The organism is Flavobacterium sp. (assembly GCF_044368625.1).
Taxonomy (GTDB): Bacteria; Bacteroidota; Bacteroidia; order Flavobacteriales; family Flavobacteriaceae; genus Flavobacterium.
The window spans coordinates 1-8,190 of sequence record NZ_JBIPPD010000146.1; the positions used below are offsets into that span (position 1 = coordinate 1).

An 8,190-nucleotide genomic window follows, 5' to 3' on the forward strand; every position below is an offset into this window, starting at 1 on the left:
ATGACTTCTATGGCTCTTTTGGTGCTTTTTCTACAGAAAAAACTTCTGATGAAATAAATGCAGCTATAAAAACGAGTAGAACATTTAGAACGAAAGAAATAAAATTCTAATGAACTATTTACTTGATACTAATATTTGTATCCATTTTCTTCGCGGAAAGTTTGAAATGGATAAAATACTGAAATAAAAAAGATTGGAGAACTGTTATATTTCAGAAATAACAGTTTTAGAACTACGATTTGGTGCAGAAAATAGTGTTGACAAATCAAAATCGCATAAGGCTGTAGATGTATTCTTGAAAGGTATCGTAATAATTCCCATATACGGCTCCATAAATAAATATGCGGAAGAAAAAGTACGGCTCAATAAACTTGACACTCCGAAAAAACAATGAATTCGATTTATTAATTGGTGCAACTGCTATCGAAAATAAATTAATCCTAGTTACAGAAAACACCAAGGATTTCGAAAGATTGAAAGGTATTAAAATGGAGAATTGGGTTGTTAGAAAGTAATATAAATTATTTTAAATCCGCTACTCCGCCATCCAAACTCGCCAAACTTCATATTAATTTATCAAACTTCCATCAACACCAAAACCTATATTAAAAAAAACCTATTTCAATACCTAATAATCTTTTATATTTGTTTTATTCAAAATAGATTGAATACAATCATATGAAAAAAATCATTCCCTTCGTTCTATCAATTAGCCTTTTATTTTCTGCCTGCAACAGCGAATCAGGTGATTCTTCAGGTATAACTCAAAACTACATTACAATTAATGGGGAAAAACACTCTATTTTTGAAACCGGATTTCCGGTTTCTTTTGGTGGTGGAAATTATACCTCTACACAAAATGGAGAAGTAGCAACTAAAGTGTTTAGACTTAAGATTGAAGATCCGAACAATATCTTTACAAGTCTTCTTGCAAATGAAAATCTCACTAACACACTTATATTCAGATTTATATATGACGCTGATGTTGAAGAAGGAGATAGAACTACCATTGACAATATTTCGCTAATGACTGAAAATACTGTAATTGCGGAATACTTTAGCCCTGAAATGCCTTCTACCTATGCCTTATCAAATCAAAATATTTTTATTAAAATAACTGATGATAAGATAGAGGTTAAGTTTTCTAATGTAACTTACGGAACAGATATTATAGATGGACATTTTAAAACTGACTACTGATTTCTGTTTTGTAATTTAAATGATAATGCTTTAGGTCAAATTTGTAGTGCTCCCACTTTGTACATTAGTCAAAATTTAACGCTAGCATAAACCCATTGTCATATAGTTAAGCCGTACAATTGTCATACCTATAATAAAGAACACCATTACCTCTTCTGCGTTTTATTCAATAAATAATAATCTGCCAAAACCATCGCCGCCATTGCCTCTACAATAGGTACAGCACGAGGAACAACACACGGATCGTGACGTCCTTTTCCTTTCATTTCTACAATATTCCCTTCACTATCAAGCGCTTCTTGAACTTGCATAATAGTGGCAACTGGCTTGAACGCCACCCGAAAATAAATGTCCATTCCGTTCGATATACCGCCTTGAATACCGCCCGATAAGTTGGATTTGGTAGAACCATCGGTATTGTATAAATCATTGTGTTCGCTGCCTTTCATTCGTGCACCACAAAAACCGCTACCATATTCAAACCCTTTTACAGCATTGATGGACAACATCGCTTTGCCTAATTCGGCATGCAGTTTGTCAAAAACCGGTTCGCCTAAACCAATGGGTACATTTTGTAAAACACAAGTTATGGTTCCTCCTACACTATCGCCTTCTTTGCGAATTTGCTTGATGTACGTTTCCATTTTTTCAGCCGTTTCTTCATCAGGGCATCGAACAGGATTTGATTCAATTTTCGAAAAATCCAAATCTTGATACGGTGTATCAATAAAAATTTCGCCCACCGATGATACAAATGCATTGATTTTGATTTCGGGTAATATTTGCTTTGCAATCGCTCCGGCAACTATTCTTGAAACAGTTTCTCGAGCCGAACTTCTACCACCACCGCGATAATCTCGAAGTCCATACTTTTTTTCATACACATAATCTGCATGACTTGGACGATAAACTTCTTTGATATGTGAGTAATCTTCCGATTTTTCATTGGTGTTAAAAATCGTAAAACCGATGGGCATTCCAGTGGTTTTTCCTTCAAAAATACCGGACAAAAATTGCACCTCGTCTTCTTCCTTTCGCTGTGTAACAATAGACGACTGACCTGGTTTTCGTCGCGCTAATTCTGCTTGTATTTTTTCAAAATTGAGTAAAATTCCAGCGGGTACTCCTTCGATAATTCCGCCTAAAGCAGTTCCGTGCGATTCTCCAAAACTTGTTAATTTAAACAGATTTCCAAAGCTGTTTCCTGACATATTGTATTGTTTGGAACAAATGTAAACTATTCGTTTTAAGTTTAAAAATATACTTTAATTATTTGATTGTATCCTGTATCTCTAATTGATTTCTAAGTTAAATGCGAATGTTTTATAAGCATATATTTTTGTTGCATTTCAGATTTAAAATGTGATGGAATTTATCAAAATAACTTTTTAAAACGCAATTTCAATTGCCTTAAAATATGATAATCATTTTTATTATATATTTGCTTTGAAACAATCAAATTTTAAACCAATGAAAAAATTATCACTTTTAGCACTTTTTGTGTTCATTTCTCTAAGTTCGTGTTCGGATGATGAAGGCAATAATACGCCGATGAGTTCATTTTTGCCATTAACTGCAACGTCAGCTTGGGTATATGATGTATTTTTGGAAAACCAAAAAATAGGTCGTGATTCTTTATATGTTAATGGAGAAACTGCTATAAACGGTAAAACCTATCAGAAATTAAGTACTGCCTCGACTCCTACCGGTTTCTATACCACAACCTTAAACAACAATAACGTACGAAAAGAAGGCGATCTACTGTTGCTTTCTGGAACAACTGGTTTAGCGCTTGCCGAATTTTTTCCTGTAAATGTTGAAGTTACTGACTTTGTTATTTTTAAAGAAAATAGCGCAAACAATTCGCAATTGGATGCAATTTCAGGTGTAGTCGAACAAGAAATACAAGGATTACCATTGAAAATTGATTACAATTTAACTTCAAATTTTAAAGAAAGTTTGGCCTCATTTAACGTTCCTGGTAAAGAAACCTACCCAAATGTAAAAGTGATTCAATTGGTCGCGAACTTAAAAGTTACAACTGTGTACACGCTGCCTGTAATCAATACGCCTGTAACAATAACCATTTTAAATCCACAAAATGTAATTGTGTCCACACAGTATTATGCCGAGGGAGTAGGAATGATTTATTCAAAGACGGATGTTAATTTTGAATTAAACGACTTTTCGCAATTTGATGTAGATTTACCAATCCCACAAGAAGGTTCTTCAACTATAGAGGAGTTTTTGGACTAAAGAGTCTACTATTTTTACAATTAGAGACACACTAAAATATTGTAACAAATTTATAAAATGCTACAATGCATTTATTTATTTCAGCACTACATTTGCCCTAGAAACATTAAAAACAATATTATGAAAAAATTAATTTTATCTGCGGTAATGCTAGTGAGTCTGGCTTTCGCATCAAATGCACAAGAAATTAGTAAAAACGCATTAGGACTTCGATTAGGCGATAACGACGGATTTGGAGCAGAAATTTCTTACCAACGAGGCTTGGGTGACAATAATCGATTGGAACTTGATTTAGGAATTAGAAACAACGACGATTACGACGCTTATAAATTAGTGGGTTTGTACCAATGGGTATGGAATATAGAAGGCGGATTCAATTGGTATGCTGGATTTGGTGGAGGTTTAGGAAGCTACAGTGCTGATAAACCAAGGGAAGACAGCGGTACTTTTTTCCTTGCTGCTGGAAATATAGGCATCGAATATAATTTTGATATCCCGTTGCTACTTTCATTGGATATTCGTCCAGAATTGTATTTTGGAGACGAATTTAGAAATGATAATTTTGGACCAGACATCGCTTTAGGTATCCGTTACCAATTCTAAAAAATTTCTTAGAAATAATTAAAAAACACTTACAAAATTGATTTTTTGTAAGTGTTTTTCATTTATTTTAGTTTGAATTTCTTTGGTATAGTTTTAGTAAGTATCAAATTATTCATTTCTCTCCTTAACCAATTATGAAAAAAATGCTGATACTCTTGGCTAAAACAATTTTAGCGCTCATGATATTTACGGCTGTATATCTCTTTTTAGTTTTTGCTATTCCTTATATTCCCGTCAATTCAACGCAAGAATTAAATTCAGAAGACGTTACTGTTTACATTAAAACCAATGGTGTGCATACTGATATTGTAGTTCCTATCAAAACCAAATATAAAGACTGGAGTCAAACTATTCAATTCAGTCAAATAAAATCACAAGATGCTACTATGCAATATATTGGATTAGGTTGGGGCGACAAAGGTTTTTACCTCAATACGCCCCAATGGTCAGATTTGAAATTAAGTACGGCCTTTGTTGCAGCATTTGGACTGGGAAGTTCGGCAATGCACGCCACTTTTTACAAAGAAATCAACGAAAATGAACGATGTGTGAAAATTAAAATTTCGGCTGCAGAATATCAAAATTTAATTTCATACATAGAAAATACATTTAAATACGACACGAATGGAAATCCTATTTGGATTAACGCAACTACCTACGGTCAAAATGATAGTTTTTATGAAGCAAAAGGAGCTTACACGCTGTTTTATACCTGTAATACTTGGGCCAATACTGCATTAAAAGCTATGCATCAAAAAGCCGCTATTTGGACGGCAACCGATAGGGGCATTTTTCAGCATTATCAAGAAAAATAAATGAAAAATTGGTCCGAAATTGGTTTTTTTAATGGTTGAGTTCTTTTTGAGAATTTTATTTATATGCACTTTTAATTTTTGTACAGATGCCGTATATTAGCTGAAAATCTAGAATTTTCAAATGGCCGAACAAAATCAGTACAACGAAGATAATATCCGTTCACTCGACTGGAAAGAGCACATCAGAATGCGTCCCGGTATGTACATCGGAAAATTAGGCGACGGATCTTCTCCAGACGATGGAATCTACATTTTGCTCAAAGAAGTTTTAGACAACTGTATCGACGAATTCGTTATGGGTGCCGGAAAAACGATTGAAGTAAGCATCAAAGACAAAACCGTTTCCGTTCGTGATTATGGTCGAGGAATCCCGCTTGGAAAAGTGATTGATGTGGTTTCTAAAATGAACACCGGTGGAAAATACGACTCCCTTGCCTTTAAAAAATCGGTAGGATTAAATGGAGTTGGAACCAAGGCCGTCAATGCACTTTCCAATTATTTCAGAGTAGAATCGGTTCGGGATGAGAAACAAAAAGCCGCAGAATTTTCAGGTGGAAATTTGGTACTGGAAGAAGACATCATCGAAACTACCAAACGAAAAGGAACCAAAGTAGTTTTCACACCTGACGAAGCTATTTTTAAAAATTACAAATTCAGAAATGAATATGTAATCAAAATGCTCAAGAATTATTGTTACCTAAACACAGGATTGACGATTATTTACAACGGTGAAAAATATTTTTCAGAAAATGGATTGAAAGATTTATTAGACGAAAACATTGCCGAAGAAGATATGGTTTATCCCATTATTCATCTTTTAGGCGATGATATTGAAATAGCATTAACACACAGTAAATCACAATATTCCGAAGAATACCATTCTTTTGTAAACGGTCAAAACACCACACAAGGAGGAACGCATTTAGTGGCTTTTCGAGAAGCTTTGGTCAAAACCATTCGGGAGTTTTATAACAAAAACTTTGAACCTTCGGATGTCCGAAAATCGGTAGTAAGTGCGGTAAGTATTAAAGTTATGGAACCGGTTTTTGAATCGCAAACCAAAACAAAGTTGGGTTCTACCGAAGTGGGACCTGATATGCCTAGTGTGCGGACTTTTATCAATGATTTTGTAAAGAATAAATTAGACAACTACCTTCATAAAAATCCAGAAGTAGCTGATTTATTACTTCGCAAAATTTTACAAGCCGAGAGAGAACGAAAAGAACTTTCAGGAATTCGGAAATTAGCCAAGGACAGGGCTAAAAAAGCCAATTTGCACAACAAGAAACTCCGGGATTGTCGGGTTCATTTAGCGGATATTAAAAATCCACGGTATTTAGAAAGTACACTTTTTATCACTGAGGGAGATTCTGCATCGGGGTCAATTACTAAATCTCGTGATGTTAATACGCAAGCAGTATTTAGTTTGCGAGGAAAACCGTTGAATTCTTACGGAATGACCAAGAAAATTGTGTACGAAAACGAAGAATTCAACTTGCTGCAAGCCGCTTTGAATATCGAAGAAGCAATGGAAGATTTACGCTACAACAACATCGTAATTGCCACCGATGCCGACGTTGATGGAATGCACATTCGGTTGTTATTGATTACATTTTTCTTGCAGTTTTTTCCAGAATTAATCAAAGAAGGACATTTGTATATTTTGCAAACCCCACTTTTTAGGGTTCGAAACAAGAAAGAAACCATTTATTGTTATTCTGAAGAAGAACGTGTGAATGCCATTGAAAAATTAAAACCAAAACCTGAAATTACACGATTTAAAGGTTTGGGAGAAATTTCGCCCGACGAATTTAAGCATTTCATTGGAGCTGATATTCGTTTGGATCCCGTGATGTTGGACAAAGCCACTTCAATTGAAAAATTATTGGAATTTTACATGGGGAAAAATACGCCAGATAGACAGGAGTTTATCATCAATAATTTGAAAGTGGAGTTGGATGTGGTTGAAAAAGATTAACTTTTTTATTCTACAGGACCAATCTCAATAATAAATAATTATGAAATGAGCATAACGGGAAAGCGATGCAATTGAAAATGCTTCGCCAGTTCGCAAGCTCGGGTCATCGAATACCAAATAAAATTTTATCTGATGAGATAAACCCAAATGAAGATATGCGACCCGAGTCCGGATAATTATCGGGACGAATAGGTGAAGTAATTATATATGACCGATAAAAAGCAATAAATATCTACACATGAAAAATAACATACTAACTTTATTTTCTATTATAATCATAACAATTAGTGGTTTAATCTTTATTCATTTCTCCAATGACCACGTGGAATGCGAAACAACTTCGGAAAGTGTAAAAAAAGCAAACGGTAAATTTATAATTACAGAAAAACACATTTGTAAAGAAAAATATAATTTTTAGTTCTTAAAAAGAATAATGAACGAAGACAAATAAAATATCCTACCCGAAGACGAAAGCAGTGAAGCTTTAAAGGAGTCGGTAAATGATTTGATAGTTGAATACTTATTGCCAGAAAACACTTAACTAATTTTTGCCCGTAAATACAAAACGATTTTGCCCACAAAAGAAGAATTTATGCGAATTATTGTCACAAATTAATGCAACACAAATTTCAAATCGATATTTCTAACCAAATTGAAAGTATACACACTTACTTTCACGACTATGCAAATAGGAAAGTAAACTATGCCTATACCTTGCGTAATTGGTTGATTGGAATGTATTTATTTGAGGTAGAACAAAAAGGTAAGGAACGTGCTGAATATGGTGAGAATCTTTACAAAAATATCGCTAACTATTTGAAAAATAAAAAGATAAAAGGAATGTCTTTTACGAACCTCCATTTGTTTAAAAAATTTTTTCAAACCTATCCCTCAATTATTCAGTTATTGCCTGAACAATTTTTATCTACTGAAAATCATAAAATTACAATTATTCAGTCGCTGAATGAACAATTCAAAATAGCTTACGCATTGATTGATCAGCTTGATGTAGAAGCAAAAACAAAATCAATCGCCATCGAAAATCCAAATTTATTTTTAAGTAAGATTAGCTTTACACATATAGTTGAATTTTTAAAAATTGAACATGCTTTGCAAAGAAACTTTTACGAAATTCAAACTATAAAAAACAATTGGACAGTAAAACAACTTCAGCGTGACATTAATTCAATGCTTTACGAACGAATTGGATTAAGTTCAGATAAAGAAATTCTTTTAGATAAATTAAAAAATGATACCATCAGTAATTTTTCAGAAATTATAAAAAGCCCTTATATATTAGAATTTTTAAATATTCCAGAAAGAACTTCTTATTCAGAA

The 8,190-nt window shown here is 33.6% G+C and carries 8 protein-coding genes; 7 read left to right on the forward strand and 1 reads right to left on the reverse strand.

Annotation, left to right across the window (positions count from 1 at the left end; genetic code table 11):
• Nucleotides 1–341: 341 nt before the first annotated feature.
• Both ACIQ2X_RS11070 and ACIQ2X_RS11075 read left to right on the forward strand, forming a co-directional pair.
• The gene (locus ACIQ2X_RS11070) at nucleotides 342–515 is read left to right on the forward strand and encodes a hypothetical protein (protein WP_396178983.1); all 174 of its coding nucleotides are present in this window, start codon (nucleotides 342–344) and stop codon (nucleotides 513–515) included.
• Nucleotides 516–678: 163 nt separating this feature from the next.
• A complete protein-coding gene (locus ACIQ2X_RS11075; RefSeq protein ID WP_396178984.1) occupies nucleotides 679–1,200 on the forward strand; it encodes a hypothetical protein in 522 nt (173 codons plus the stop codon).
• 146 nt (nucleotides 1,201–1,346) lie between these two features.
• On the opposite strand, the gene aroC is transcribed toward ACIQ2X_RS11075, so the two are convergent.
• Entirely contained in the window at nucleotides 1,347–2,411 is a 1,065-nt protein-coding gene (gene aroC, locus ACIQ2X_RS11080) for a chorismate synthase (protein WP_396178985.1), read from the reverse strand.
• A 259-nt stretch (nucleotides 2,412–2,670) separates the two neighbouring features.
• Between aroC and ACIQ2X_RS11085 the strand changes: the two genes are divergently transcribed.
• The 5 genes from ACIQ2X_RS11085 to ACIQ2X_RS11105 form a co-directional block, all read left to right on the forward strand.
• The gene (locus ACIQ2X_RS11085) at nucleotides 2,671–3,456 is read left to right on the forward strand and encodes a hypothetical protein (RefSeq protein WP_396178986.1); all 786 of its coding nucleotides are present in this window, start codon (nucleotides 2,671–2,673) and stop codon (nucleotides 3,454–3,456) included.
• A 120-nt stretch (nucleotides 3,457–3,576) separates the two neighbouring features.
• Nucleotides 3,577–4,059 (forward strand): hypothetical protein, encoded by a 483-nt coding sequence (locus ACIQ2X_RS11090; RefSeq protein ID WP_396178987.1) that lies wholly within the window; start codon nucleotides 3,577–3,579, stop codon nucleotides 4,057–4,059.
• A 143-nt stretch (nucleotides 4,060–4,202) separates the two neighbouring features.
• Nucleotides 4,203–4,874: a TIGR02117 family protein gene (locus tag ACIQ2X_RS11095; RefSeq protein ID WP_396178988.1), complete on the forward strand. Its 672-nt coding sequence runs from the start codon at nucleotides 4,203–4,205 to the stop codon at nucleotides 4,872–4,874.
• Between the two features lie 121 nt (nucleotides 4,875–4,995).
• Entirely contained in the window at nucleotides 4,996–6,852 is a 1,857-nt protein-coding gene (locus tag ACIQ2X_RS11100) for a DNA topoisomerase IV subunit B (RefSeq protein WP_396178989.1), read from the forward strand.
• Nucleotides 6,853–7,467: 615 nt separating this feature from the next.
• Nucleotides 7,468–8,190 (forward strand): DUF1016 N-terminal domain-containing protein (locus ACIQ2X_RS11105; protein WP_396178990.1); only part of this gene is annotated, 723 nt, incomplete at its 3' end.

Bases quoted from the DNA above. Each gene is read 5' to 3' on its own strand.
- ACIQ2X_RS11070 (WP_396178983.1), top strand. From the start codon at position 342: ATGCGGAAGAAAAAGTACGGCTCAATAAACTTGACACTCCGAAAAAAC.
- ACIQ2X_RS11075 (WP_396178984.1), top strand. From the start codon at position 679: ATGAAAAAAATCATTCCCTTCGTTCTATCAATTAGCCTTTTATTTTCT.
- aroC (WP_396178985.1), bottom strand. From the start codon at position 2,411: ATGTCAGGAAACAGCTTTGGAAATCTGTTTAAATTAACAAGTTTTGGA.
- ACIQ2X_RS11085 (WP_396178986.1), top strand. From the start codon at position 2,671: ATGAAAAAATTATCACTTTTAGCACTTTTTGTGTTCATTTCTCTAAGT.
- ACIQ2X_RS11090 (WP_396178987.1), top strand. From the start codon at position 3,577: ATGAAAAAATTAATTTTATCTGCGGTAATGCTAGTGAGTCTGGCTTTC.
- ACIQ2X_RS11095 (WP_396178988.1), top strand. From the start codon at position 4,203: ATGCTGATACTCTTGGCTAAAACAATTTTAGCGCTCATGATATTTACG.
- ACIQ2X_RS11100 (WP_396178989.1), top strand. From the start codon at position 4,996: ATGGCCGAACAAAATCAGTACAACGAAGATAATATCCGTTCACTCGAC.